The organism is Parafrankia sp. BMG5.11, from assembly GCF_004337455.1.
Genome location: NZ_SJXI01000059.1, coordinates 254,679 through 279,387, shown reverse-complemented (window position 1 = coordinate 279,387; position 24,709 = coordinate 254,679). Strand labels below are relative to the sequence as shown.

29 protein-coding genes, 1 tRNA gene and 1 pseudogene are annotated in these 24,709 nt (G+C 71.7%); 16 read left to right on the top strand and 15 right to left on the bottom strand.

All coding sequences use genetic code 11. The annotated features are described in order from the left end of the window. Window positions 1-240 precede the first annotated feature (240 nt). The 5 genes from E0504_RS34220 to bcp all read left to right on the top strand — a co-directional run bounded on the left by E0504_RS34220 (window position 241) and on the right by bcp (window position 4,358). Window positions 241-1,104 (top strand): hypothetical protein, encoded by an 864-nt coding sequence (locus E0504_RS34220; protein WP_112105578.1) that lies wholly within the window; start codon window positions 241-243, stop codon window positions 1,102-1,104. Between the two features lie 345 nt (window positions 1,105-1,449). Further along, entirely contained in the window at window positions 1,450-2,316 is an 867-nt protein-coding gene (locus E0504_RS34215) for an SCO family protein (RefSeq protein WP_243657748.1), read from the top strand. Between the two features lie 77 nt (window positions 2,317-2,393). Beyond that, window positions 2,394-2,936 carry a MauE/DoxX family redox-associated membrane protein gene (locus E0504_RS34210; RefSeq protein ID WP_373693967.1) on the top strand — a complete coding sequence of 181 codons (543 nt, stop codon included), beginning with the start codon at window positions 2,394-2,396 and terminating at the stop codon, window positions 2,934-2,936. Between the two features lie 48 nt (window positions 2,937-2,984). Beyond that, on the top strand, window positions 2,985-3,701 hold the full coding sequence (locus E0504_RS34205; RefSeq protein WP_112105581.1) for a thioredoxin domain-containing protein: 717 nt from the start codon (window positions 2,985-2,987) through the stop codon (window positions 3,699-3,701). A 162-nt stretch (window positions 3,702-3,863) separates the two neighbouring features. Further along, window positions 3,864-4,358 (top strand): thioredoxin-dependent thiol peroxidase, encoded by a 495-nt coding sequence (gene bcp / locus E0504_RS34200; protein WP_112105582.1) that lies wholly within the window; start codon window positions 3,864-3,866, stop codon window positions 4,356-4,358. Between the two features lie 63 nt (window positions 4,359-4,421). Here bcp and E0504_RS34195 read toward each other — a convergent pair whose 3' ends face one another. After that, a complete protein-coding gene (locus E0504_RS34195; protein WP_112105588.1) occupies window positions 4,422-4,799 on the bottom strand; it encodes a hypothetical protein in 378 nt (125 codons plus the stop codon). A gap of 448 nt (window positions 4,800-5,247) precedes the next feature. Here E0504_RS34195 and E0504_RS34190 point away from each other — a divergent pair. Together E0504_RS34190 and E0504_RS34185 are read left to right on the top strand one after the other, a co-directional pair. Further along, window positions 5,248-5,328 (top strand) — tRNA-Leu (locus E0504_RS34190). Window positions 5,329-5,413: 85 nt separating this feature from the next. Continuing rightward, the gene (locus E0504_RS34185) at window positions 5,414-5,617 is read left to right on the top strand and encodes a hypothetical protein (protein ID WP_112105583.1); all 204 of its coding nucleotides are present in this window, start codon (window positions 5,414-5,416) and stop codon (window positions 5,615-5,617) included. Here E0504_RS34185 and E0504_RS34180 read toward each other — a convergent pair. After that, window positions 5,614-6,276, bottom strand: a complete 663-nt coding sequence (locus E0504_RS34180; RefSeq protein WP_131626607.1) for a TetR/AcrR family transcriptional regulator — start codon at window positions 6,274-6,276, stop codon at window positions 5,614-5,616. The two genes, E0504_RS34185 and E0504_RS34180, sit on opposite strands and share 4 nt — an antisense overlap. A gap of 56 nt (window positions 6,277-6,332) precedes the next feature. Here E0504_RS34180 and E0504_RS34175 point away from each other — a divergent pair, with 56 nt between their 5' ends. Both E0504_RS34175 and E0504_RS34170 read left to right on the top strand, forming a co-directional pair. Continuing rightward, a complete protein-coding gene (locus E0504_RS34175) occupies window positions 6,333-6,716 on the top strand; it encodes a VOC family protein (protein ID WP_112105585.1) in 384 nt (127 codons plus the stop codon). A 58-nt stretch (window positions 6,717-6,774) separates the two neighbouring features. Next, window positions 6,775-7,569, top strand: coding sequence for an alpha/beta fold hydrolase (locus tag E0504_RS34170; RefSeq protein WP_131626606.1), 795 nt, complete (start codon window positions 6,775-6,777; stop codon window positions 7,567-7,569). A gap of 382 nt (window positions 7,570-7,951) precedes the next feature. Here the strand turns inward: E0504_RS34170 and E0504_RS34165 are convergent, their stop codons facing one another. From E0504_RS34165 to E0504_RS34140, 5 genes and pseudogenes are all read right to left on the bottom strand, one after another. Further along, window positions 7,952-8,380, bottom strand: coding sequence for a hypothetical protein (locus E0504_RS34165; protein WP_243657747.1), 429 nt, complete (start codon window positions 8,378-8,380; stop codon window positions 7,952-7,954). 128 nt (window positions 8,381-8,508) lie between these two features. Continuing rightward, on the bottom strand, window positions 8,509-8,742 hold the full coding sequence (locus E0504_RS34160; protein ID WP_131626604.1) for a hypothetical protein: 234 nt from the start codon (window positions 8,740-8,742) through the stop codon (window positions 8,509-8,511). A gap of 197 nt (window positions 8,743-8,939) precedes the next feature. Next, window positions 8,940-9,216, bottom strand: a pseudogene (locus E0504_RS34155) (nucleotidyltransferase domain-containing protein); the annotation flags it as partial. Further along, a complete protein-coding gene (locus E0504_RS34150) occupies window positions 9,191-9,523 on the bottom strand; it encodes a hypothetical protein (protein WP_243657746.1) in 333 nt (110 codons plus the stop codon). The pseudogene E0504_RS34155 and the gene E0504_RS34150, both read right to left, overlap by 26 nt. Window positions 9,524-9,880: 357 nt before the next feature. After that, entirely contained in the window at window positions 9,881-10,786 is a 906-nt protein-coding gene (locus E0504_RS34140) for a VOC family protein (RefSeq protein ID WP_112104779.1), read from the bottom strand. A 70-nt stretch (window positions 10,787-10,856) separates the two neighbouring features. Here E0504_RS34140 and E0504_RS34135 point away from each other — a divergent pair, with 70 nt between their 5' ends. Beyond that, window positions 10,857-11,711, top strand: a complete 855-nt coding sequence (locus E0504_RS34135; RefSeq protein ID WP_112104780.1) for a TIGR03619 family F420-dependent LLM class oxidoreductase — start codon at window positions 10,857-10,859, stop codon at window positions 11,709-11,711. Window positions 11,712-11,998: 287 nt separating this feature from the next. Then, window positions 11,999-13,219 (top strand): transcriptional regulator, encoded by a 1,221-nt coding sequence (locus E0504_RS34130; protein ID WP_112104781.1) that lies wholly within the window; start codon window positions 11,999-12,001, stop codon window positions 13,217-13,219. Between the two features lie 129 nt (window positions 13,220-13,348). Here the strand turns inward: E0504_RS34130 and E0504_RS34125 are convergent, their stop codons facing one another. Next, on the bottom strand, window positions 13,349-13,810 hold the full coding sequence (locus E0504_RS34125; RefSeq protein WP_112104782.1) for a hypothetical protein: 462 nt from the start codon (window positions 13,808-13,810) through the stop codon (window positions 13,349-13,351). Window positions 13,811-14,523: 713 nt separating this feature from the next. Between E0504_RS34125 and murI the strand changes: the two genes are divergently transcribed. The 4 genes from murI to rdgB all read left to right on the top strand — a co-directional run bounded on the left by murI (window position 14,524) and on the right by rdgB (window position 17,589). Continuing rightward, window positions 14,524-15,354 (top strand): glutamate racemase, encoded by an 831-nt coding sequence (gene murI / locus E0504_RS34120; RefSeq protein ID WP_020463103.1) that lies wholly within the window; start codon window positions 14,524-14,526, stop codon window positions 15,352-15,354. Then, window positions 15,351-16,097 (top strand): MBL fold metallo-hydrolase, encoded by a 747-nt coding sequence (locus E0504_RS34115; RefSeq protein WP_071060429.1) that lies wholly within the window; start codon window positions 15,351-15,353, stop codon window positions 16,095-16,097. Before murI ends, E0504_RS34115 begins: the two co-directional genes overlap by 4 nt. An 80-nt stretch (window positions 16,098-16,177) precedes the next feature. Next, window positions 16,178-16,954 carry a ribonuclease PH gene (gene rph / locus E0504_RS34110; RefSeq protein WP_112104783.1) on the top strand — a complete coding sequence of 259 codons (777 nt, stop codon included), beginning with the start codon at window positions 16,178-16,180 and terminating at the stop codon, window positions 16,952-16,954. 5 nt (window positions 16,955-16,959) lie between these two features. After that, entirely contained in the window at window positions 16,960-17,589 is a 630-nt protein-coding gene (gene rdgB / locus E0504_RS34105) for an RdgB/HAM1 family non-canonical purine NTP pyrophosphatase (protein ID WP_020463106.1), read from the top strand. 108 nt (window positions 17,590-17,697) lie between these two features. On the opposite strand, the gene E0504_RS34100 is transcribed toward rdgB, so the two are convergent. The 7 genes from E0504_RS34100 to E0504_RS34070 all read right to left on the bottom strand — a co-directional run bounded on the left by E0504_RS34100 (window position 17,698) and on the right by E0504_RS34070 (window position 23,730). Beyond that, window positions 17,698-18,645, bottom strand: a complete 948-nt coding sequence (locus tag E0504_RS34100) for a PLP-dependent cysteine synthase family protein (RefSeq protein WP_112104784.1) — start codon at window positions 18,643-18,645, stop codon at window positions 17,698-17,700. A gap of 22 nt (window positions 18,646-18,667) precedes the next feature. Next, window positions 18,668-19,096, bottom strand: coding sequence for a MoaD/ThiS family protein (locus E0504_RS34095; protein ID WP_112104785.1), 429 nt, complete (start codon window positions 19,094-19,096; stop codon window positions 18,668-18,670). Window positions 19,097-19,369: 273 nt separating this feature from the next. After that, window positions 19,370-19,774 carry a Mov34/MPN/PAD-1 family protein gene (locus E0504_RS34090; RefSeq protein WP_041256606.1) on the bottom strand — a complete coding sequence of 135 codons (405 nt, stop codon included), beginning with the start codon at window positions 19,772-19,774 and terminating at the stop codon, window positions 19,370-19,372. 197 nt (window positions 19,775-19,971) lie between these two features. Continuing rightward, window positions 19,972-20,505 (bottom strand): DUF2017 domain-containing protein, encoded by a 534-nt coding sequence (locus E0504_RS34085; RefSeq protein WP_071060419.1) that lies wholly within the window; start codon window positions 20,503-20,505, stop codon window positions 19,972-19,974. Window positions 20,506-20,555: 50 nt separating this feature from the next. Next, entirely contained in the window at window positions 20,556-20,846 is a 291-nt protein-coding gene (clpS, locus tag E0504_RS34080; protein ID WP_071060418.1) for an ATP-dependent Clp protease adapter ClpS, read from the bottom strand. Between the two features lie 669 nt (window positions 20,847-21,515). Beyond that, window positions 21,516-22,262 carry an NUDIX domain-containing protein gene (locus tag E0504_RS34075; protein ID WP_083390784.1) on the bottom strand — a complete coding sequence of 249 codons (747 nt, stop codon included), beginning with the start codon at window positions 22,260-22,262 and terminating at the stop codon, window positions 21,516-21,518. 100 nt (window positions 22,263-22,362) lie between these two features. Beyond that, a complete protein-coding gene (locus E0504_RS34070) occupies window positions 22,363-23,730 on the bottom strand; it encodes a nicotinate phosphoribosyltransferase (protein WP_235014689.1) in 1,368 nt (455 codons plus the stop codon). 554 nt (window positions 23,731-24,284) lie between these two features. On the opposite strand from E0504_RS34070, the gene E0504_RS34065 reads away from it, so the two are divergent. After that, a complete protein-coding gene (locus E0504_RS34065; RefSeq protein WP_018504245.1) occupies window positions 24,285-24,479 on the top strand; it encodes a hypothetical protein in 195 nt (64 codons plus the stop codon). Window positions 24,480-24,709 lie beyond the last annotated feature (230 nt).

Below are 24,709 nucleotides of genomic sequence, written 5' to 3'. Positions count from 1 at the left end.
TGACCGGCGCCGCTCCGGTGGCACTTGCGAACCTGGTCAGCACCCCGGTCGGGGCGCCCCTACCGCTCGGTGTGAGTTGTCCCCGCCGACCCCTTATCGGTCGACCCCCCTCGTGGGCGGACGTCCAGCTGCCCGGGGCGGACACCGACAAGCACGCGCCACGCCCGACGACCACCAGAGCGGCTCCGGAAGCGCGTCGGCCCGATCCGGACGGGCCGGGAGCGGCACTACGCTGAAGACGTGCACGTCGGCCGGTGCGGGGCGCGGTTCACCGGCCTGGCCCACCGCCTCGCGTCCGCGGTGCTCCCAGGTCTGGCCTTCGCCGTGCCCACGGTCGCGCTCGCCCTGCTGGCCCACCTGCCGACCGCGCACACCGAAGCACCCGCGCCCGCCGGCGTGGCGCTGTCCGTCGCCGCCATCGTCGCGCTGTGCGCCGGTAGTGATCTCGCCCGCTCAGCCCACTCGGCCGGGTCACGCGGCGGCCGGCCCGGTGCCACGGCCACGGCCATAGCCACAGCCGGACGGCGCCAGGTCGGTGGTCCCCGCTCGTTCCCCGCACTGCTCGGCGTCCAGGCCGGGGTGCATGTCCTGCTGCTCGCCGGGGCCGGGCGGCCCGGGCCACCCGGCGGCACCTCACTCAAAGGCCTGCTCTGCGCGCCCGGCAGCGGCCCCGGTGGGGCGCTCGCCTCCCCCGGGCAGCTCGCGGCGGCGCTCGCCGGCCGACCGCTCGGCGCCCCGCCGACCACCGACAGCGGCGGCTTGGCCGCGGCCGCGGCGCGGCTGTCCCAGTACGGCGTCCACAGCCACGGGCTGTACGGCCAGGGCCTCCAGGGGCACGGCCTGCAGGGGCACGGCATCGCGGTGCTGCTCGCCCACGCCCTGGCGGCTGCCGCGGCCTCCTGGTGGACCAGCCGCGGCTGCCAGGTGCTGCGCGCCGCCTGCCTGACGCTCGGGTCGTGCCTGTCCGCGCTGCGGGCTCCCGTCGCACTGGTCCCGGTGCCGCGCCGGATCGTCCGCGCACCGCGCCTACACGCGCTCCACGCACTCGACCGCCCGTGGGCGGCGACGCCGTCCCGAGGCCCGCCGGCCATCGCGAGCTGCTGAAACGGCGTAGCGACGCGACCGGCGCCAGGCGCCGCGATCCGTCCGCGCGCCCCTTCCCCACCCACCGGGCCCAACCCGACGCCCGGCCGCTGACGCCTGGCCGCTGGCCGTCAGACCGCTGACGCCCGATCTCTGGCGTCAGATTTCTGAGGTCAGGCCGAATGTCCGTGGTCTGACCGTCGCCGGCAGGCGTTGCCCAGGCGTGGCCCAGGCGTGGCCCCGTCGCGGGCTCAGCTCTGGGCGGTGCGCGCTGCCCGGCACGCGGTGCCCCGCGCGCTGACCACGCCAGCCCGGCGACGCGGTGTGTGTCGGTATCGCCCAGATCTCCGCAGGAATCAGGTGTCCGTGACCAGGAATCCATCCACCATCAGCTACCTTTCCACTACCCGTCGCAGGCGGACGTCGTCCGCGCTGCTGATCGGGATCACCGTCGCGGTCAGCGCGACACTCGGCGCCTGCTCCAACGGCGGCGACGGAACCGGGGTGACGATCGTCGACGCCGGTGGAACCGACGGGGGACTACACGGCGTTGTCCCAACCGAACGCTTCGCGAAGCCGGCGCTCAACCTGACCGATACCGACGGGCGCCCCTTCGATCTTCGCGCCCGAACGCAAGGGAAGATCACTCTGCTTTTCTTCGGCTACACGATGTGCCCGGACGTCTGCCCGACCACCATGGCCGACATCGCCGCGGCCCTGGACGAGGTCGACCGGTCGGTGCGGGACCAGGTCTCGGTGGTGTTCGTCAGCACCGACCCGGACCGTGACACCGCTCCCGTCCTCGACCGCTGGCTCAGCCAGTTCGACTCGACCTTCATCGGCGTACGCGGGTCGTTCAAGGACGTGCAGGCCCAGGCCGAGGCGATCGGCGTCCCGCTGGAGGCACCGAAGGTCCAGGCGGACGGATCCGTCCTGGTCACCCATGGCAGCCAGGTCATCGCCTTCGGCCGGGACGCCCGCGCCCGCGTGCTCTACCTGGCCGGCACCCCGGTGGCCGACTACATCGCGGACCTTCCCGTCCTCACGGCCGAGACCCTCGGAACCGACCCGCGCGACGGGACCGCGACCGCGACGCCCAGGGCGACCAGCGCACCCAGGGTCACCGCGACGCCGAGGGTGACCGCGACACCAGGGTCGTCCGGGACAGCCGGGACGACGAACACCGTCCAGACCACCGGCGACAGCCGGCCGGCCCTGGTCGCCGCCGGATGACCGGGACCACGGCGGCGTCCGTTGCTTCCGGAGACGCAGGGGACGCCGGGACGCCGGGCACGCGTCGGTTCGCCCGCGTGGCCAGCACCGTCCTGCGGGTCGGCCTCGGCATCCTCTGGCTCGCCGCGGGCGCGCTGAAGATCAACGACCCGGACGGCATGGTGCGGTCCGTCCGCGCGTTCCGGATCCTGCCCGAAGCGCTGGTGGACCCGGTCGCCTACGCCGTGCCGTTCGTGGAGATCGCGCTCGGCGTGCTGCTGATCGTCGGCCTCACCGTCCGGCTGGCCGCCGCCATCTCGGCGGTGCTGTTCGCCGTCTACATCGCGGCGATCGCGTCGGCGGCCGCCCGCGGCCTGCGCATCGACTGCGGCTGCTTCTCCGCGGGCGGCGATCTGACGTCCGAGGCACCCACGCACTACACCCAGGAGATCGTTCGCGACAGCGCGCTGCTGCTGGCCAGCCTGCTGCTGGCGCGGTGGCCCGCGGGCTACCTGTCGGTCGACCGGCTCCTGAACGGACCAGCACGACAGCCCCTCGACGACGAGGACGACCTTCTCGGGAGTACCCATGGCATCGCGGACGAGGAAGACATCGCGGACGTCGGCGCCGCCCGGCCGTAGCTCCGGCGGCAGCACGCCCGGCGCCCCTCAAAAGGATCGGGGCCACGCGTGACGGCCGCGGAGCGGCGGGAGAAGGTCGCGGCGGCCCGGGCGGCGGCGGCCGCCCGGGAACGACGGCGCAGGCAGCTCATCATCGGCTCGGTCGTCGCCGCCGTGCTCGTCCTGATCGGGGTGATCGGCTTCGCCGTGCAGAACTCGCGGGAGGAGTCCAAGCCGGTCGTTCTCCCGGCGAGCGCGACGGGGCCCGACAACGCGATCGTCGTCGGGAAAGCTGACGCGCCCGTCACCCTCGACTTCTACGAGGACTTCCAGTGCCCCGCCTGCGGGTCCCTGGAGAGAACCACCGGCTCGACGATCAGCGACCTCATCGACTCGGGCGACATTAAGATCAACTATCACGTCATGTCGTTCCTCGGCGACGAGTCGAAGCGGGCGGCGAACGCCAGTGCCGCCGCGGCCAACGAGGGCAAGTTCAAGGAGTTCCACGACGCCCTGTTCGTCGACCAGCCGGAGGAGCACACCGGCGGCTACCAGACCGACACCCTCATCCAGAAGGGCGCCTCGGTCGGCCTGACCTCGGACGCCTTCGTCAGCGCGGTGCGGGACGGCAAGTACGACGGCTACGTCGCGAAGGTCGACGAGGACGCCTCCCGCAGCGGCGTCACCTCGACCCCGACCGTGCTCGTCGACGGCAAGCAGCTCTCCGCCGACCAGCTGACCCCCGACGGCCTGCGCGCCGCCGTCTCCGCGGCGGCCAAGGACTGACCGGGACGTCCGAACTCCTCGGCCGGCCAGCCAATCGGTTGGCCGGCCGGTGGTCTGCCGGGTGGTCCGCCGGCCGGCCGGTCTGTGGCTGTGGGGCCGCTTCGCTCGCGATGCCACTGCCACGTTTGCCGGCCCGCCGGGGCCAGGACTAGCTTCTCCGTCATGACCGAGACCGAGACCGCCACCGCTGCCCGGCTCTCCCCCGGCGACCCCGCCCCGGACTTCACCCTGCCCGACGCCGACGGCAAGGACGTCTCGCTGGCGTCGTTCCGCGGGCGCAAGGTCGTCGTCTACTTCTACCCGGCCGCGTCCACGCCCGGGTGCACCAAGCAGGCCTGCGACTTCCGCGACAACCTCGCGCTGCTCAACGACGCGGGTATCGACGTCCTCGGGATCTCACCGGACAAGCCGGCCAAGCTGGTCAAGTTCCGGGACAACGAGGGCCTCACCTTCCCGCTGCTCTCCGACCCGGAGCGGACCGTGCTCTCGGCCTACGGAGCCTTCGGCGAGAAGACGATGTACGGCAAGAAGACCATGGGCGTCATCCGCTCGACGTTCGTCATCGACGCCGAGGGCAGGATCGAGAAGGCGCAGTACAACGTTCGCGCCACCGGCCACGTCGCGAAGCTGCTGAAGGAGATCGGCCTCGCCGGCTGAAGTCGGCCGGCTGAAGTCGGCCTCGCCGGCTCTCGCGGCTGACCGCCGGTTCTCCCCCGTCACTCAGCTCGCGACCCGCAGGTCCCATCGCAGCAGCACGTTGTCCGGGCGGGCGGGATCGACCAGGACGGGCACCCGGCGGCGTAGCTGGCTCGGAATACCGCCCCGGGCGTCACCCACCGGGCTCGCGCCCGCCTCGTCCGCGGGAACGACCGCCCGGCGCGTGACCGGGTAGGGCTCCTGGCCTGGGCGCTCCACCAGCAGGTGCACCTCGGCGACGGTGCGCCCGTCGACGCGCACCCCGGTGTCGCTGACGGTGTCGATGACCGCCATGGTGGCCCGGCCGTTGTCGATCAGCCGGCGGGCCCGGTCCCGTTCCTCCCGCACCGCGGCGGGAGACTGGTCCGGCCGGTCCGGCGAGGCGTCCGCGATGATCGTCATGAAGATCTTCCCCCAGAGGCATCCAGGCGCCCACCGGCGCAGGTACACCCTGCACCCGGACGGGGCTGCCTGTCGGTCGCGTCGGCGACACCCGCCCCCTGGGGGCACTGTTGGGTCGACGACACCTGCTTCAGCTCGTGCTCCGTGGCTTCGCTGTGCGCCGTCCTCATGAGCCAAGCGGTCATCGGCGCTGGTCACAGTCCTGTCCAGCCCACGCCATCCCAAACCCGACGAAGCCCCCAGATGCGGCACGGCAAAAGTCGACCCCGATGAGTGTGATCAACGACACCGCCGCGGACCCCCGCGGGAGTCAGCCGGAACCGATCGTCTCCCCACCCGCACCACCCCCATAGCAGCCGAGCCGCGGGCAGGATCTGGGCAGGATTCGGACGGCGCGCGCCCATCCCGGCCCCGAAGGCCGTCCCGCGGCTCGCTAATCTGGAGGGACGCGGGAGTGGCGGAATGGTAGACGCAGCAGACTTAGGATCTGCCGCCCTAGGGCGTGGGGGTTCAAATCCCCCCTCCCGCACTGCCTGACCAGGAGCGTTCCCGCAGGTCATCAGACGCTCGCCCACCGCTCCCCTTCCCGATCGTCCGGGCCGATTGGTCACGGATTGGTCACAGAGCCGCGGAAGCTGCGGTCGGGGCCGACGGGCGCGGACGCCGCGGACCGGTGGCCGGGCCGGGCCGGGCCGGCCGGAGACTTCCCCGTCCTCTGTGTCGCCGGAATCGCCGGTGTGCGGCCGATGCTGGTGCGGCTGCGCGCCCCCGAGTCCCTCGACCTCGACCGCGGCGGCACCCGCCCCCTCCGCCACTAGGCCGTTGCGCCGAGCAGTGCCTGGGCGAGCAGCGTGGCCGTGGTGCTCCGCCAGAGTTCCGGCGACCAGCCGAGGGTGCCCGTGGCGACGATGTAGTTCTCGGCGCTGGTGATCAGGAAGGCGAGATCGGCGGCGTCCTCGACGGTGAGCCCCGGGCGGAGCGCCGCGCGGTCGGCGAGCAGGCCGGCGAGAGCGCGGAACGCGGCGCGGCGTTGGCCCTCGTTCACGTCCCACTGCGCCGCGAGGTCGGGATCGGTGCCGACGGTGCCGCGGACGACGGCGAGCAGCGGCGCCACCCGCCCCATGATCTCGCGGCCGCCGTTCATCCAGAGTTCGATCACCCGGACCGGGTCGGGCTCGGCGCTCAGCTCCTCGAGCCACGACCGGTCGAGTAGCGCGACCGGCTCGTCGTCACCGACCGCGGCCACGTCGAGCGCTTCCTTGAGCAGCGTCGCCTTGTTCCCGAAGTGGAAGTAGACGGTCTGCACGGCGACGCCCGCGCGCGCCGCGACCTGGTCGAGCGTCGTCGCGCCGTAGCCCTGGTCGAGGAACAGCTCCGCCGCCGCGGCGACGATCCGCCGCCTGGTCAGCCTGGTCTTCTCGGCCCGACTCGGCTTGTCCTTGACCCGACTCGGCCCGTCCTTGACGGAATCACTCACTCGCTAGAGACTACTACAATGAGTCGCTAGAGTGAACTCTAGTCAAAGGAGGGGCCATGCCCGATCTCGCACCGATCCACCACGTGAAGATCCCGGTCAGCGACGTCCGCGCCAGCAGCGAGTGGTACCTGCGCGTGCTCGGACTGGAGGTGGCGATCGAGTTCACCGAGGACGGCGAGCTCCGTGGCGTCGCCCTCAAGACCCCGGACGGCACCACCCAAATCGCACTCCGGCACGACCCCGAGCGCGCCGCCGCCCTCTCCGGCTTCGACCTCGTCGCGCTCGGCGTCCCAACCCGGGACGGCATCCACGCCTGGGCCGACCACCTGGCCGCCCTCGACCAGAAGCACTGCGGCCTCGTCACCGGCCACCACGGCGGCACCGTCCTCGTCGGCCTCCACGACCCCGACGGCATCGAAATCCGCCTCTACGCCGACTGACCCGAGCCACAGACCGAGAACAGCCCAAGAACAACAGACCCAGAACAGGAGAATCTCCATGCGACACACCGACTCCAGCGGCGACGGCGAGCCGCTCGTCCTGATCCACGCAGCAGTCTTCGCCGACTGGTTCGTCCCGTTCGAGCGCGAGCCGGCCGTCGCCGGCCTGCGCCGGATCCGCGTCACCCGCACCGGGTACTCGGACCCCGCACCCGCCGAGCCGCTGTCGGTGGCCGACCACGCCGCCGAGTGCGCGGACCTGTTGCGCCACCTCGGGATCGAGCGGGCCCGGGTGCTCGCGCACTCCTCCGGCACCGTGGTCGCGCTGCAGCTGGCCCTCGACCACCCGGAGCTGGTCGGCGAACTCGTCCTGGTCGAGCCGCCGCTGATCGACCCGCTCCTGCCGCCGCAGGACCGGGCGGCGGTCGCCGCCGCGATCGGCCCTGCTCTGGGCGCGGCGATGGGCGCCGCCGCCCAGGGCGACCTGCGCACCGCCTTCGACACCTTCCTGGCGGCGGTGTGCGGACCGGAGTACCGGTCCGTGATCGAGTCCGCCCTCGGCCGAGCCGGCCTGGAACGCGCCGAACGCGACTGCGGCTACTGCTTCACCGGCGAGATCCCCGCGCTCACCACGTGGCACTTCGACGAGGAGCTGGCGCGCCGGATCGAGCAGCCGGTCCATCTCGTCGCCGGCGGCGAGAGCCCACCTTTCACCCACCGCCTCGTCGACCACCTCGCCACGATGCTCCCCGACACCCGCACCACCGTCGTCCCCGGCGAGAACCACCTGCTCCCCCTCCGCGCTCCCACCGCCCTCGCCACCCTCCTCCCCACCCCGACCCCCACCCCCTGACCGGTCCGACCGTGCGGCGCGCGTTCCCCCGACTCGAACCAGGTGACCGTGCCCGCGCCGCTCTCGCTGCTCACCCCGTTGGCCGTCCCGGCCGGCGTGCAGCCGATCATGATGCGGCTGCGCGCTGTACGGACATCGGCGGACGGCTACGGGCGCCAGTGGACAGACCGAGCCGTGACGGGAGTCGTGTCACTTGGCGTAATCCATGCCTTACAAGCGAGTGGTCGCAGGTCCGGCCCCTGCCGCGCCCACGTGGCCTGTGGGTGAACGGGGGCGTTGACGTCCGGACGGGAGTGTCCGACGTTCATCGGACACTCCCGTCCGCGTCCGGGCCGGCCGCCGTGCCCGGCGGCCGGCCCGTTGCACCCCTTGTCCTGCCGGGTTATCGGGTCGGGATCGCCACGATCACGCTGGTGCCGGTGTGCTGCGCCGTCGGCTGTACCTGCGGTCCGGGCGCGGGCTGGCGCAGGCCGATGAAGTATGTGACCACGCCCTCGAAGTCACCACCCGACCGCACCTGGACAACATTGGTGGTCGCGCGGACCGGGAACAGGTTGCGCGGAGCCGTAGCCTTGCCCTCCTCGTCATGGGCCGCCGCATTGTGGAAGACCACCTTGACGAAGGACCGGCCCCGCACGGCGACGGGAAGGCCGGAACCGTCCTGTATCAGTTCCGAGGCCGGCACGTACTGGACGGTGACCTCGGCGGGGGCGGCCAGCTGGAAGTGGAACCGGATGAGGTCCGCGTGGGCACTGGCCGCGTGTGCCGCGCTGATGCCCGTCAGGACCGGCATGACCGGCATGACCGGCATGACCGGTGCGACCGGAGACACCGGTGTAGCCGGAGTTACCGTTGGCCCTCCGGCCCGCGCCGGAACCGCCACGAACAGCAGACCCAGGACCAGTGCGACTGTCGCACCAAAAATCGCGCGCGCCATCCTCATGATGCACCACCCATTCCTTTTTCCTGGAGCAGATAAAACTGCTCCGGCGTACGGACGGGCTGATCGGGTTGTCGGGCCGTCCGGCTGATCCTGATCGCCGCAAGAAATCCGCTGAGGACAAGGCCGGTCGGATCGGAGGAAGTCGGTTTCAGCTCGCTGGCCGGAAGTCGGATGGATGGTGAGTGGTGATGGATGTCGACATGGGCCCACCCCCATTCGTTGTCGACCAAGCATGCGCGAGCGCCGGGCGGCCCGCCACCGCTGCCAGCCTTCGGCGGCCACCCCACCGGCTTCCCGCCGGCCAGATCACCCGCACCGGGGCTTTACGTACGCGGAGTCGGCGCACGCAGTCGGCGGCTGCTTCAGTCGAACTCGTTGTCCACGTCCGGGGGGACCAGAACCATTGCCCCACCTGTACTCTGCACTATATATCGTGAACCCCGTATGGCAGCGCCTCACCCGGGTCCCGGAAACCGCAGCGTTCCAGGAGGGTCGGCCGCCCACCATTCCCATCCCACGAGAACCCGCTGGACGGCGAGTTGGTCCCGGCGGAGCACGGCGACGTCGATGTCGGAGTGCTCCCGGAACTGGTTACCCACAGCGAGTTCGATCGCGTATCCGCCGGCGATCCACCATGGAGCGGGAAACGCGGCAAAAATCGAGGCCACCTCGGCCAGGCTAGCGGGTTCCCAGTGCCCGGTCATGCGCGTAGGAGGCCCGTCGCAACGTCCAGAAGATCCAATTACTGGATGCGGTTGACGAGGCGACGTCCCAGCCCTGCCCACCAAGTTTGCCGAGCTCCGCTACCACCTCGTTGTAGGAACCGGCCACCGTCATCTCCCGACCCCCGGGCAGGTTGATTCGGATGGAACCTTGATCCCAGATCCATTCCATCGTCGCGAACTCGTTGCCGTGCATGATCCCCCCGATTCTTCTGGACGCGGCAGCAGAATAGCGCGATCCGCATCCCATCTGGATCAATGGCCGCACCACGGCCATCGTCACGTACATCTGTCCTGGTCAGCGGGTCACCGGCTCCACCGCTCTTCCTCGACCACTTCCACGGTTCAGGCCGGGTCGTCGAGGACGACCACGGCCTGGCAGGCTTCCTCGTCGCCTTCCCCTCCCCGTCCCAGCCACGTGTCGCCTACATCCACTTCGCCGGACTACAACGGCCCAGGACGACCCATGGTGATTTTCCGGCGCTTTCTGACGGACGATTCGTAGCCCAGCACTTGACGTCCACTCACATGCGGGCACCGAACTGGAGCTTTTCGCGGACACGGGAGCATCCTGAAGCAGGTAGTCGGGCGAATCAGCGCGTTCGACGCGCGCCCGGCCAGGTTGACGCAGGCGGGCGACGACGACTCAGCCCACTACCTGGACGTCGACCGCGTGGCCTTCCGGGTCCTGGAGCACATGACGGCCCGGCGTGAGTTGCGTATCACCCAGGTCCGCTCGCCGTACCGTGAGTCCGATCCGGACCCGTCCCGTCGGCCCCCGGGCTCCTGCCGGGTAGAGCTCGAGAACAGCTCCGTCGGCGAAGGTGGCGGCGTAGTGGTCGGGGCCGGTCCCATGACGCTCCCGCCTGAACTCCAGACCGAGATCTTGGTAGAACTCGTGACAGGCGGAGAGGTCGGAGCAGTACAGGACGATCAGATCTATCTTTGCGTCCGGGGAGAGCCGCCGCTGCCAGGGGTGGGTGGCGGCGAGTGCGTCGCTGAGCCATCGTCGCCGATCTGTTGCCAGCAGCGGAAGCACGGCAGCGAAGTCAATCTCGTCTTTCGGGCGTGACGCCTGGGACTTGTAAAGGAGCTGCACCTCCGGCGCGATATAGGGGATGCCCGTGGGGCCGGCGTGTCCGAGCGAGGAGACCGGACGCCGGATCCGGGGATCACGCCGCGACACCCAGTCCGTCCCGGCGGCTTCCTCCAGCATGACCTGGATCCGCCACGGCCCATCGGGAGTTCGCCTGCACCAGATGTCGTGGATGCCGAACGGCAGCGTCTCGCCCGGCTCCCAGCGCCGTAGTGCGCCGGGAGGATCGGCGGCCCACCATTCCCACCCGGCCAGGACCCGCTGGACGGCCAGCTGGTCCCGGCGGAGCACGGCGACGTCGATGTCGGAGTGCCCGCGGAACTGGTGACCTACCGCGAGTTCGATCGCGTGTCCGCCGGCGATCCACCACGGGGCAGGAAAGGCGGCGAAGATCGAAGCCGTTTCGGTCAGGCTTGCGGGTTCCCAGTGGTCCAAGGGGCTGTCGGCCCGTGTCACAGGTCGTTGCCTTCTTCCCGGTCTTCCCGTGTCCGGGCGTCTCTGCGCTGACAGGGCGTAGTCTGCCCCGATGAAGTTCGGACTGCACCTCGGCGGGGTCAATCCCCGGTTATGGAACGAGGTCACGGAGGAGGCCGATCGGCTCGGGTACGAGTCGATCTGGGTACCTGAGCATCTCGTCGTGCCGATCGCCTCGGCGGGCAGCCCGCACCAGAGCTCGGATCATCCGCCGATCCCGTCCAACGTCCCGATCTTCGACGCGCTGGCGCTTCTCAGCCACCTGGCGGCGCGGACGACGCGGATCCTGCTCGGCACGAACGTCTACAACATCGGCCTGCGGCATCCGTTCGTGACGGCGCGGGCGGCGACGACCGTGGACATTCTCTCCGGCGGGCGGCTCGCGCTCGGGATCGGCGCGAGCTGGCTGCGCTCGGAGTGGGAGGCGGTCGGCCTTGACTTCGACCGTCGCGGCCCGCGGGTGGACGAGGCCATCGAGGTGTGCCGTCGGCTGTGGAGCGAGGACGTCGTCGAGCACCACGGCGAGTTCTTCGACTTCGGGGCGGTCGCGTTCGAGCCGAAGCCGGTCCAGCGGCCGGGCCCGGCGCTGCACATCGGTGGGGACGGGCCGGCGGCGCTGCGCCGCGCCGCGACCGTCGGTACCGGCTGGATGCCGATGAACCACAAGTTCGCCGACCTGCCCGGCTCGCTGGCCCGACTCGCTGAGCTGGCCGAGCGCGCGGGGCGCACCACCCCCGTCGAGGTCACGTTCAACGGCGAGGTGAGCCGTCCGTCCGACGTCGCGCCCTACGCCGAGGCCGGCGTCACCCGCCTGATCGTCCGGCCGTGGACCCGTTCCCGCGAGGCGATCGACGGGATGCGACGATTCGCCGACGAGATCCTCGGCCCGCTCCAGGACACCGACTGACCCGGCGACGGATGGGCGGGGCTGGCCGCCGCGCGGCGAAGTGACGCGGCGAAGTGAGTTGTCGCAGCCTCTCCATATACCGCCGGGACAACTTGCTTCGGACGAGATACCCGAACGGGACCCCCGGGCGAGGCGGCGCCTGCGCGAGGCACGTGCGGCCGGTCGTCTGACGGGTTCGCCACGGGCTGACGGCGCTCTCATTGTCATCAGCCGCCACCGGAAAGGTTCCCGGGAACGGGGCTGGACGGCTGGCCGGGACGTGGAGGCGTGAGGGACGGGTGAGGCGGATGTCCGAGGGAGCTTCCGGCGGCATGACGGCGGACGAGCGGGAGTGGCTGCGGGTCCGGGGCGAGCTGAAACGGCGGCGGCACCCGCTCGCCGTCCTGGCGGCACGGGAGTACCCGCCGGACGCGCGGGTCGCCGGCACGCCGCTGCTGGCGGCACCGGGGTGGATCCCGCCGGAGCCGGTGCCGATCGACTCGGTGGTGATCGATCTCGACCCGGGTCGGGAGCAGCCCGGCGGGCTGACCGGGCGGGAGCCGGTGAGTGAGGGCGTCCGGCCGCTGCGCGCGGATGGCAGCCGTTACGGCGGCTACGCGGCGGCGGTGGCCCACCTGGACCGGCCGGCGCTGTTCGTCGATCTCCCCACCTACCGGCTGTGCGACGCCGACCTGTCACTGCCGGGGGCGCGCGGCACCCTGTCGTTCGGGCTCGGCAGCTATTTCGACGGGCTCGACGTCGGCGAGGCCTGCGCGCACGAGTACGCGGCCGCCACGCAGGGCGCGGAGGCTCTTCCTGTGCGGCGGGCGGTGGGCATGCCCTGGGAGCTTCACCGGCGGCCGGCGAGCATGGCCATCAGCACCCTGACGATCCGCCGGGACCGCCGGACGGGGACGGGGACCGTGCTCCTCCACCGCCGGGACCCGGCGAAGGTGGGTCACGCCGGTGGTCTGCTGCAGGTGGTGCCGGTCGGGGTGTTCCAGCCCTCCGGGCCGGCGGAGTGGAACATCCGCAACGACTTCGACCTGTGGCGGTCGATCACCCGCGAGTACTCCGAGGAGCTGCTGGGCACGGCCGAGGAGTACGGCAGCGACACGCGGCCCATCGACTACGGGCGCTGGCCGTTCGCGGCGGATCTGGCCGCGGCCCGGCAGTCGGGCGCGGTGCGGGTGTCCGTGCTCGGACTCGGTGTGGACCCGCTGACCTTCGCCACCGACCTTCTCACCGTCGCGGTCTTCGACGCGCCGGCCTTCGACGAGCTGTTCGCCGGCCTCGTCGGCACGAACGCGGAGGGCGAGAACCTCGCGCGGTTGGACGCCTCCAGGCCAGCCGTCCCTGAGCCCGACCGCGCCGGCACCGCCACCGGCCCGCGACCAGAACGCCGGACCCCGGGGATCCCCTTCACCGAGCGGACCGTTGATCGGCTGGTCCACCACGAACCGATGCAGGCCGCCGGCGCCGCCCTCATCGCTCTCGCCTGGCGCCACCGGCGCCACCTGCTGGGCTGACTCCGCCGCTGGGCCGGCGCGCCGAGGCCGGCCCGGGCACTCGGATCGCCGGGTGGGCGCGGAGCTGACCGTCCACCGGGCCGGGCCCGCCTCACCAGCTGGACCCGCCTCACCAGCTGGACTGGCAGCTCACCAACTGGACACGCCGAAGCCGTACGAGGCGCCGCCGGTCGACGTGGAGCCGTCATGCCCGCGCACACGCCGGCGTCCCTGCCCGCTGCCGGGACGTCCGACGGACCAGTCCTCGTCGGCGCCGTCACCGTCGCCGTCACCCGCGTCGGGGCCGTCCCCGCCGGCGTAGTCCCAGCTCGACGACCACGCCTCCGGCTGCCACTCCGAGGACGACGACCACTCCGCGTCGCGGTCGCGGTCGAACGAGCCCCGGCCGGCCGGAAGCGGACGGATGGACGCGACGACGGATCCGATGACCCGCGGGACCACAAGCCAGGCAGTGATGTTGACCCCCAGGACGACGACGAAGATCATTGCGACCAACCACACCCATGCCGACGGCATCGGGACGGCATGCATCAACATCCCCCCGAGGGCGATGCCGAAAACACCGACCGCCGCCACCCTCAACCGCGCCACGATGCCTTCCTACGCCTCGGACGGGGCCGGTGGGGTGGATCGACGCCAAGCCGACAGTGCCACCGAGAGACGGCGCCGCAGGTCAGCGGCACTACGGACCAAAATCGCCAGACCCACGGACAGTGGGCCGACCGGCCGCCTCGCGCCGGGCCGACCGGCCACCCCGCCGCGGGCCGGCCGTGCCCGACCCGCAGCTCAGCGACCACACGGGCCCAGGCCGCCGCATTGGCCGCCGCAGCGGCCGACCACCACTCTCGGGGGTACCGGGGCATGATCGAGGATGCGACTGGGGTGCCACGGGCCGGGGACGGATTGGAACGACCCGGACACCTCAGTCGCGTCCTCAACCTACCTGCTCGATAGCTTTTAGTCACTGATCGATTACAGGCAGTTCTAGACTACACCCTGTTTGCTGCCCCTGTCCCCGTATGGAGTACCCACCCGAACGCGCCGGGCGACCATCAGGAGAGGTTTGGAGACGGGCGGCTGCCGTCCCGGAGAGATCGGTCACGATGACACGTCGAACGGTTCGTCCTTACGCTGTCCGGCGAGGCACTGCCGGGCCGACGCGGCCTGGCGGAATGCCGGGGATGCGAAGGCCGTCCCGCGGCGGCGGGCATGTCCGCGACGAGACGTCTGTCCGGGATCGGACATTGGTTTCGTGATGACAGCCACAGGGTGAGCAGCAGGTTTCCGGCTTAGTCTCATCGCTCATGAGCGGCGCGCCCATCGGGGTGTTCGACAGTGGAGTCGGCGGTCTCACCGTTGCGCGCGCGATCCTGGACCAGCTGCCAGGAGAGTCGCTGCTCTACATCGGCGACACCGCGCACGCCCCCTACGGGCCGCGGCCGATCGCCGAGGTGCGCCGGTACGCCCTCGCCGCACTGGACGAACTCGTCTCCGCTGGTGTGAAACTTCTCGTCATCGCATGCAATTCCGCGAGCGCGGCATGCCTGCGCGATGCCCGGGAACGCTACGACGTACCGGTGGTCGAGGTCATCGTGCCCGCGACCCGCCGTGCCGTCGCGGCAACACGGAGTGGTCGAGTGGGAGTCATCGGAACGGTCGCCACGATCACCAGCCGGGCCTACGAGGACGCCTTCGCGGCGGCTGCGGGCACCGAGCTGGTCAGCGTGGCGTGCCCGGCCTTCGTCGACTTCGTCGAGCGCGGCATCACGTCCGGCCGGCAGTTGCTGGGACTCACCGAGGCGTATCTGGCACCGTTGCAGGAAGCCGACGTGGACACAGTGATTCTCGGATGCACCCACTATCCACTGTTGACCGGCGTCATCGGTCTCGTCATGGGAGAGGGCGTCACACTGGTGAGCAGCGCCGAGGAGACGGCCAAGGACACCTACCGGGTGCTCGCCCGCGACGGCCTCTTCCGCGACCCCGACCTGCCGCCCCCGGCGCATCGCTTCCTGACCACCGGTGATCCCGCCGCGTTCGCGCGGGTGGGCCGCCGTTTCCTGGGCCCCGAGATCACGGCGGTGAGCATCGCCCCGGCGGCGGCCCCCCGGCAGGCACAGGCGGTGGGACGATGAAACTGACGATCCTGGGCTGTTCCGGCACCTACCCGGGCCCCGCTTCGGCCTGCTCCTCCTACCTGATCGAGGACGAGGGCTTCCGGCTCGTCCTGGACGCCGGCAACGGCTCCATGGGTGAGCTGCAACGGCACTGCGACATCCGGGACGTCGACGCGGTGCTGCTGAGCCACCTGCACGGCGACCACTGCCTCGACCTGGTCGCGACGTCCTACGCCCGGCGCTACCACCCGGAGGGGATGCCGCCCAAGCTCCCGGTGTACGGGCCGATCAACACCCAGGAGCGGCTGTGCGGCGCGTTCGAGCGCTGGCCGGACGACTCCCTGGCCGACATCTACGACTTCCGCACGATCGGTCCCGGCCGCCTGCACGTCGGGCCGTTCGCCATCGACCTGGCCCGGGTCGCGCACCCGATCGAGGCCTACGGGGTGCGGGTGACGGCCGGCGGGAAGACGCTCACCTACTCCGGCGACACCGGGGTGTGCGACCGGCTCGTCCGGCTGGCCCACGACAGCGACCTGTTCCTGTGCGAGGCGTCGTTCCTCGACGGCGAGGACAACCCGCCCGACCTGCACCTGACCGGCAAGGACGCCGGTGAGCACGCGACCCGCGCCGGTGTCGGGCGGCTGGTGCTGACCCACCTCGTGCCCTGGGGCAACGTGGAACGCACCCACGGCGAGGCCGCGGACGCGTTCGACGGCGATCTGACGCTCGCGAGCACCGGCACCTCCTACGAGATCTGACCACGTCTGAACACGTCTGAGCACGCTCGCGGGCCGTCCGGCGCAACCCCGGCCGGCCTGCGCCGATAGGGTCTCCTCCCGTGATCAGAGTCGATGGCAGAACCACGGACCAGCTCCGCGACGTGACGATCGAGCGGGGCTGGCAGGAGCACGCGGAGGGGTCGGCGCTGATCTCCGCCGGCCGGACCAGGGTGCTGTGCGCGGCCTCCGTCACCGAGGGGGTGCCCCGGTGGCGCAAGGGCAGCGGCCTGGGCTGGGTGACGGCCGAGTACTCGATGCTGCCGCGAGCCACGCACACCCGCAACGACCGGGAGTCCGTCCGCGGGCGGATCGGCGGGCGGACCCACGAGATCTCCCGGCTGATCGGGCGCAGCCTGCGGGCCGCGATCGACCTGAAGGCCCTCGGCGAGAACACCATCGCCATCGACTGCGACGTGCTGCTCGCCGACGGCGGCACCCGCACCGCCGCGATCACCGGCGCCTACGTGGCGCTCGCCGACGCCTGCCGGTGGCTGGGACGTCCCGCGGCGATCGTCACCAGTGTCTGCGCGGTCAGCGTCGGCGTGGTCGGCGGCGTGCCCATGCTCGACCTCGCCTACACCGAGGACTCGACCGCCGACACGGACATGAACGTCGTCCGCACCGGCGCGGGTGGCTTCGTCGAGGTCCAGGGGACGGCCGAGGGCACCCCGTTCGAACGGTCGACGCTCGACGAGCTGCTCGACCTCGCCGTGGCCGGCTGCACCCGCCTGACCGAGATCCAGAACGCCGCGCTGGCCGCCCCGCCGGCCGCCGGCCCGCCCGCCCCGGAACGCGCCACTGCCGGCAGTGGTGGGAAGGGCACGGGGTCACGGTGAGCTCGGTGAGCGCGGTGCCGCGCCAGGTCGTGCTCGCCAGCCGCAACGAGGCGAAACTGGCCGAGCTGGGCCGCATCCTCGCCGCGACCGGGCTGGACGTCGACGTCGTCGCGCTGCCCGACGGCCCCGAGGTGCCCGAGACAGGTTCGACCTTCGCCGAGAACGCCCTCATCAAGGCACGCGCCGCCGTGGCCGCTACGGGTCTCGCGGCGATCGCCGACGACTCCGGGCTCACCGTGGACGAGCTCGCCGGGATGCCCGGGGTGCGCTCGGCGCGCTGGTCCGGGATCCGTGACGGAAGCCGGGCCGACCGGGACGCCGCCAACAACGCCCTGCTGCTGGCCCAGCTCGACGACGTCGACGAGGAGCGGCGCGGCGCGGCGTTCGTGTGCGCCGCGGCGCTGGTCACCCCGGACGGCGTCGAGCACGTCGTCTACGGCACCCTGCGGGGGCGGCTGCTCACCCGGGCACGGGGCACGGGGGGCTTCGGCTACGACCCGTTGTTCGTCGCCGAAGGCTCGACCCGGACCAACGCCGAGCTCACAGCGGACGAGAAGGACCTGATCAGCCACCGGGGCCGGGCGCTACGCAGCCTCGCCGCGTTCATCGGCACGCTGGCGCCGCCTCCACGCTGAAACGGCGTGCGACCGTGGCCCCGGGCGGCCCGGCGCCGCGGTCGCACGCCGGCACCGCCCCGCGCCGATGGGCCAGAACGGGGCGGGGCGGGGTTCGCGGCTACGCGCTCAGGCCCAGAGCTGCCCCTCGAGCGCGGCCTCGGCCTCGGCGAGCGTGCCGGCGTACGCACCGGTCGACAGGTACTTCCAACCACCGTCGCAGACGATGAAGGCGATGTCGGCCCGCCGTCCCTCCCGCACCGCGCGGTCGGCCTGCGCGAGGGCGGCGTGCAGGATCGCCCCCGTCGAGATCCCGGCGAAGATCCCCTCCTGCTGGACGAGCTCGCGCGTGCGGCGCAGCGCGTCCCGGGGGCCGACCGAGTACCGCGAGGTCAGCACCGAGGCATCGTAGAGTTCCGGGACGAAGCCCTCGTCGATGTTGCGCAGCCCGTAGACGAGCTCGCCGTACCGCGGCTCGGCCGCGACGATCACGACGTCGGGCTTGTGCTCCCGCAGGTAGCGACCGGTACCCATCAGCGTCCCGGTGGTGCCGAGCCCCGCCACGAAATGGGTGATACCCGGCAGGTCCTCCATGATCTCCGGGCCGGTCGTCTCGTAGTGCGCCTGCGCGTTCGCCGGGTTGCCGTACTGGTAGAGCATCACCCAGTCGGGGTTCTCCGCCGCGAGCCGCTTGGCCACCGCGACCGCCTCGTTCGAGCCGCCGGCCGCCGGGGACGAGACGATCTCGGCCCCCCACATCTGGAGCAGCTGGCGGCGCTCCACGGAGGTGTTCTCCGGCATCACGCAGACCAGCCGGTACCCCTTCTGGCTGCAGACCATCGCCAACGAGATCCCGGTGTTGCCGGACGTGGGCTCGAGGACGGTCGCGCCCGGGGTGAGCAGTCCTCGCTTCTCCCCGTCCGCGATCATCCACAGTGCCGCCCGGTCCTTGATCGAACCGGTGGGGTTGTCCTGTTCCAGCTTCGCCCAGAGTCGGACCTCCGCAGAGGGAGACAACCGAGGCAGTCCGACCAGCGGGGTTCGGCCTACCGAGTCCACCAGGGAGTCGTAACGCATGAGTAGGGACCTGCCGCCCTGATCAGAAGAGCCGGGTAGCCATGCCGGACGAGATCGGCACCCGAGCGCAGCCGCCGGCTAGGTCGTCGGCAGCGGAGTCAACGGTGACGGAGCCACCGGCGACGGCGGGGAGAATAGTCACCTCGCCCAAAGTCGCCGGTACGGTGGCGGAGCCACCGGCGACGGCGGGGAGAATAGTCACATTGTCGCCGTCGCTGAGCTTGGCGTCGAGGCTGCCCAGGAAGCGGACGTCCTCGTCGTTGACGTAGATGTTGACGAAGCGGTGGAGCTCGCCGTCACCCTCGCCGGAGATCAGCCGCCCGCGCAGCCCGGGGTGCCGGGAGTCGAGGTCGTGGAAGAGCGCCGCGAGCGTGTCGCCCGTGCCCTCGACCAGCTTGGCGCCTCCCGTGTAGCTGCGCAGGATCGTCGGCACACGGACCTGGACTGCCATGGTGCTCCTTCCTCTGGTGCCGCCGGCGGGTCCGCCGCGGCGCGCCGCCCGGCGTGGGCGGTGGTACTGCATCGGTACTGCGTCATCGGTGCTGCAGGCCATCGATACTGCAGGCCATCGGTGCTGCGGGGCGTCGGTCCGCAGGCGTCGGTTCCGCGGGGCCGTCGGTACCGCCCGGCAGGTCACGGGCTCGCGCGACCGGATGCCCTTCGCTCACAGGCATCCCACCACGCGCGTCCGTCGCCGCCGCTCTATGAGAACGTCACATGGGCGTCAGAGGATTTCCACGGGTTCCTCGGTGACCTCACCGTCCGCGATCCGGAAGGAACGGAACTCGATCGTCTCCGGATCCCGCGTCGAGGCGAGGACGTAGTGCGCCTCGGGGTACCCCGCGATGGAGATGTCGGTGCGCGACGGGTACGCCTCCGTGGCGGTGTGGGAGTGGTAGATCACGACCGGATCCTCGTCGCGGTCGAACATCTCGTTCCACACCTTGATCTGCTCGGCCGGGTCGAACTCGTAGAAGGTGGGTGAGCGTGCGGCGTTGACCATCGGGATGTGACGCTCCGGCCGATCCGAACCCTCGGGCCCGGCGATGACGCCGCACGCCTCGTCGGGATGGTCGCGGCGGGCATGGGCGACGATCGCCTCGTAGTGGGTTCGGTCGATGCGCAGCACGCGACAACCGTACGACGCGAACGGGCCGGATCGGGCGTCCATGTGAACACAGACCTGACCACGACCGGCTCGCACCAGGTTACGGCGCCGGGGAACCGCCCCACTTCGGGACCGGATGCACCGATCCGCCCCGGGCCCGGTTCGGGTCAGGGCCCGGGACCGGCCTCGGGCCCTGACCCGGACCGGCCTGGCTCGGCCTAGAGCAGCGCCCGGGTGAGCTCGTCGAGCAGCTCGGTCAGGAACGCGTAGACCGCGGCGATCGGCCGGCGCGGATCCTCGGGCGTGAGATTCTCCAGCTCGGCGGTCGACTCGTCGTCGGTGAGACCGAGCCGCGTGCCGAGCACCAGCCGCAGGTCGTTGAGGACGGTCAGCCAGTCCTGCGCCGCGTCCTCGTCGAGCACCAGGACGGCACCGGGCGCCGGCACGGCCGCCAGCACGCGCCGGGCCGCGTCACGCTTACGGGCCAGGGCCTCGTCGGTACGCCGGCGCCGGAAGTCCCCGGAGGCCAGCGGGTCGTCCGGGTAGGGGTCGGGCAGCAGCCGCGCGACCGCGGGATCCTCCGGGGGCGGCGGGGCGGTGTCGCGCAGCCCGACAAGCGCCTCCAGCGGATCGTCGACCGGCGGCGCCTCCAGCAACGCGTCGACCTGACCCAACAGCTCGGTGAGCAGGGACGACTCGAGCCGGGGCAGCCGCAGCTCGATCCCGGCCCTGGTGCGCCGGAACCCGTTCACACGCCTCCGCTCCCGATCATCCGCTCCCGATCACGTTCAGCCCGCGACGTTCAGTCCTGGGCGATGGTGGCCCACAGGCCGTAGGTGTGCAGCCGCTCCGCCGCGGCCTCCATCTCCTCCCGGGTGCCGGACGCCACCGTCGCCCGCCCCTTGTGATGGACGTCGAGCATGAGCTTGGTCGCCTTCCGCTCGCTGTACCCGAAGAGCTTGCGGAAGACGTACGTCACGTAGGACATGAGGTTGATCGGGTCGTTCCAGACGATGGTCACCCAGAGGCGATCGTCTTCGGGGGAGTCCTCGACGTCCTCGACGTCAATCGGAGACACGGCAGTGACGGACACGACGTCTATTGTTACGCCTCCCGATCGGGACTTCACGGGGACCGGCCCTGCGTCGCGCACGGTCACAACGGACACCGCTGTGATCTCCGGAACGACGGACACCGTGGTCCCGGCCGCACCAGGCCCGCGCCGCAGGCCCGACCCCGCCCGACACCCGTGATCACCGCCACGCAGCACCGCCAGCCCAGCCCGCCCCGATACCGACAGTCGCCGCGCACCCACCCCACCCCCAGCGCGGCGCGGCCGGTCCCCGTGGCCCGGGCGCCCAGCGCGGCATCGCCCGGCAGGCGCCGCTCTGAGGGAACAGTTCGGAGGGCTGGAGTCCGGGCACGGCGGGTCGCGATCCCCGTCGCGAAGCAAACAGCGCGGACGGTTCGCGGACCGTGCGGAGCGACCACCTCAGTCGGAGCATGAACCACTCGGAGCGACGGACTCACCCTGAGACCGGAACAAACGCGCGGAGACGGAGAGCAAACAGGGCGGAGCACCCGGCCCGCGAACACCCCGGCGATGCGAGACCCCGGCGATGAGCCCGGGTCGCGAACCTCCTGATGCCAGGTCCCGGGGAAACACCCGGCCCGCAAGCCCGGCCCCTCATGCACGCCAGGACAGGGAGCTCCGGCGACCCCGAAGGCGCCGGAACCGACTGGATCGGCTGTTGGTGGGCGTCTAGACCGAGCGGCGGAGTAGCGGGGGGTGTAGGGCGGTCGCGGAGCCGAGGCGGTAGAGCTCGGCTGGGCGGCCGCCGCCGCGTGGGGAGGCCCGCTGGCCGACCGCGACGACGAAGCCCGGGGTGGAGAGCACCTTGCGCCGGAAGTTGGGCGGGTCCAGGACCACGCCCCAGGCAGCCTCGTACACCCGGCGCAGGTCGGCCAGGGTGAACGGCTCCTCGCAGAAGGCGGCCGCCAGCGACGTGTACTCGAGTTTGCCGCGCGCCCGCTCGACTCCGTCCGAGACGATCTGCGGATGGTCGAAGGCCAGGGTAGGACCGTCCGGGGAGCCCAGGTCCTCGACCGGCCACCAGCGGGCCTGCGGTCCGTCCCCGCTCGCGGTGGGCTGCGGGAGGTTCGGCAGCAGGGCCAGGTAGGCGACGCTGACGACCCGGGTCCGCGGGTCCCGGGTCGGGCAGCCGTAGGTGCGCAGCTGCTCGAGGTGGCCGGCGGTGGTCACCCCGGTCTCCTCGGCGAGCTGGCGCAGCGCGGAGGAGTCGAGGTCCTCGTCCGGGCCGACGAAGCCGCCGGGCAGCGCCCAGCAACCGCGGAACGGCTCACTGTCGCGCTGGATGACAAGGACGCACAGCCGTCCGGCGCGCAGGGTCAGCAGGACGACGTCGACGCTGACGGCGACGGCCGGTATCCGGGCCTGGTCGCCGCCAGTCGCGCCGGACGTCACGTTCGCCGACGAGACGGAGGCCACCGGTCAAGTCTGGCCGTCCGCCCCGGCACCCGCGCCGGCACCCCTCTCCCCGACAGGCGTGCCGGCGCGCCCCTGTCCGCGGTGCCCGCGGCTTCACCGGTCAGAAGGAGGTCCGCGGCTCCGCCGCTGCGACCACGACCGGCAGGCACGGACGTCCGAAGGAGACCTCGCGCGCGCCGGCCGGTAGGGACTCCAGGGCGAGCCGGTGGTGCTCCCGGGCCCGGGCGACTCCGGCCGCGCCGACGAGCGTGTCCGCGACGAGCTGGCCGCCACGCATCAGGGGGACGAGGAGATGACGGTCCCGGCGACCCACAGCCCCGTCCAGCGCCTCTCCGCCAGGTACGCGGGCAGCGGACGCACCGGCGGCGGAGCGGTCGAGGGGTGCTCTGGGGATGACCAGGTCGGCGACGGCCAGTCCGTCCGGGCCCAGGCGGCGCAGGACGTCCTTGCGCCCGCCGCGGCTGCGCTTGCCCACAGAAGTCTTGACGACCGGCTCACCGTCGACCTCGACGAGTTTGTAGACGAAGCCGGCGGTGGGTGCGCCCGACCCGGTCACCAGGCTGGTGCCCACGCCGTAGCCGTCGACGGGGGCCGAGGCCAGGCGGGCGATCGAGTGCTCGTCGAGGTCGCCGGTGACGATGATCCGGGTGGACTCGGCGCCGAGCTGGTCGAGCTGGGTGCGGGCCGCCCGGGCGCCGCCGGCGAGGTCCCCGCTGTCGATGCGGATCGCCCCGAGCTCGCTGCCCGCCGCGGCCACGGCGTTGGCGATCCCGGTCGGGATGTCGTAGGTGTCCACCAGCAGGGTCGTGCCGGCGCCGAGTGCCGCGACCTGGGCCGCGAACGCCGCCGCCTCGTCGTGGTGCGCGAGGGTGAAAGCGTGCGCGCTCGTGCCTGCGCTGGGCACGCCGTAGCGGCGCGCCGCCTCCAGGTTGGACGTCGCGGTGAAGCCGACGAGGCAGGCGGCCCGCGCGGCGGCGACCGCGGCCTGCTCGTGGGTGCGCCGGCCACCCATCTCTATGCACGGCCGGTCGCCGGCGGCGGCGACCATGCGGCTGCCGGCGGCGGCGATGGCGCTGTCGTGGTTGAGCACCGACAGGACGAGGGTCTCCAGCAGGACGCACTCGGCGAACGTGCCCTCCACCACGAGGACGGGGGTGTCGGGCAGGAAGGGCTCGCCCTCGGCGAACCCGTCGACGTCGCCACGGAACTGGTAGGAGGCCAGCCAGTCGGCCGTGTCGGGATCCACGACGCCGGTCGCGGACAGGTGGTCGATCTCGGCCGGGCCGAACCGGAAGTCGGCGAGCGCGGCGAGCAGGCGCCCGGTGCCGGCCATGACTCCGAAGCGACGGCCGGCGGGCAGGGACCGGGTGAAGACCTCGAAGACCGCTCTGCGTTCGGCCGCGCCGGAGCGCAGAGCCGCCCGCAGCATGGTCAACTCGTAGTGATCGGTCAGAAGCGCCGTGGACATCCGGAACAGGGTAGGGACGACAGGCTTCCGGTGCACCACATCGGACGAACCCGCGGGCCGCGGCGGGTGGCCGGCCACGGCCCGGGTGGCGGCGGTCGCGGGGGCGGGTGGCGGCACGTGACGGGCAGGAACGTGCGCGGGGCCTAGGGACGAGGGTGGGGTAGCCCTCTGGGTGGCCGCGGGGTAGTCCATCAGGCCCGGCGGGGTGGTCCGCCGACAGGGGGTCGGGTAGTCCTCGGGTGCGTGGCCGGGCCGATGGCGGTGCGGCCGGCCGGGCGAGCACCCCTACGCCGTCGAGCGGCTGACCCGGGCTGCCGAGTGCGGGGTCTTGTGTACCCCGGTGGGCAGGTGGGTATGCCTGAGAGCGGCCCCGAACACCTAAGAGGCTATGTGATTCACATCACGCCTCCTACTTACTCAGCGTAATCAAGAACGCCCGAGCAGGGGCTCCGTGATCGACGCCAGGACACGGAATCCGCCCGTTACGCGCGACATCGCGAGTACCCACCCCGTTACTGTCCCGAGAACCCCTCGACCATGAGATCGTCCTGGGCGTGGATCGTAGCTATGCCGGGGTTTTCCTCGTTGTCGTCGGCGGCGCGCTGCTTGCGCTTCTGGTGATCGGCGGGCGCGCGGGGCGCGGCCTGCTCCGCGACGTGTGGGGGCGAATGGGCCTGCTGCGCTGGGTCTTTGCGTTGATCGTCGTGGTCGTCTTCCTTGATCTGGCGGACGGGATCCCGAACCGGTGATCGCTGACGAGCGCTTCGGGGGCGGCAAGAAGTGCCCCCGGTGGCCAAGATGTGCTCCCCCGAGATTTCCCGGCGGACGCCCGCCGAGACGGCGGAACGTCGCGCTACGAGTTCGCCATGTCCCCGAGCCATTGACAGCAAGTACATACGGCGTCGCGGTCAGCTATAAAACTCGGCTAATAGACACAGTTCGATTTATGTGTGTGCGCTCCTAGATGCCCGACTCGTTA